Genomic DNA, 853 nt, shown 5'->3' with positions numbered 1-853 from the left:
CGTTCGACCAGGTTGAGCCAGCTGGCCGAGGTCGGAGTGAAATGCACGTGGAAGCGTGGGTGACGCAGCAGCCATTTCTTGACCGCGGGGGTCTTGTGGGTGCCGTAGTTGTCGCAGACCAGGTGCAGGTCGAACTCGGCCGGCACGGCGGTGTCGATGGTTTTGAGGAACCGGAGAAACTCCTGATGCCGGTGGCGCGCATAGTGTTCGGCGATGACCGAGCCGCTGGCCAGGTCCAGGGCCGCGAACAGGTTGGTGGTGCCGTGGCGGACGTAGTCGTGAGTCATCCGGGCCGGGGTGGTGGGCATGATCGGCAGCGTCGGAGCGGTCCGGTCCAGGGCCTGCATCTGCGATTTCTCGTCCACGCACAGCACCAGCGCGTTCTGGGGCGGGTTCATATAGAGCCCGACCACGTCGCGGACCTTGTCCACGAACAATGGATCGGTCGACAGTTTCCAGGTCTGCACCAGATGCGGTTTGAGCCCGAACGCCCGCCAGATCCGGGAAACCGCCGACTGCGACATGCCCGTGGCCTGCGCCATCGAGCGTGTCGACCAGTGTGTATCGCGTTGCGGCGGAGAGGTTTCCAAGGTCGTAGTAATGACGTGTTCCACCTGCTCATCAGTGATCTTGCGGGGCGCGCCCGGTCGCGGTTCGTCGGACAAGCCTTCGAGCCGGTCACGTTCGAACCGAGTTCTCCACTTGCGCACCGTTTCTCGCGAAACACCCACCAGCCGCGCCACTTCGGAGTTCGACCCGCTCTCCGCACACGCCAGCACGATCCTCGACCGAAGCGCCAATGCCTGCGCCGTCTTTCGACGACGCGACCATCCCACCAGCACCTGACGTTCGG

The 853-nt window shown here is 64.2% G+C and carries 1 protein-coding gene; it reads right to left on the bottom strand.

Going from position 1 to position 853, the window contains the following annotated elements:
* Positions 1-853, bottom strand: an 853-nt coding sequence (locus ACAM49_RS40295; protein ID WP_369640758.1) for an IS630 family transposase, incomplete at both ends; no start/stop codon positions are given.

Source organism: Nocardia sp. JMUB6875 (genome assembly GCF_041154655.1).
Taxonomy (GTDB): Bacteria; Actinomycetota; Actinomycetes; order Mycobacteriales; family Mycobacteriaceae; genus Nocardia.
This window is presented reverse-complemented; position numbering and strand designations above follow the sequence as displayed.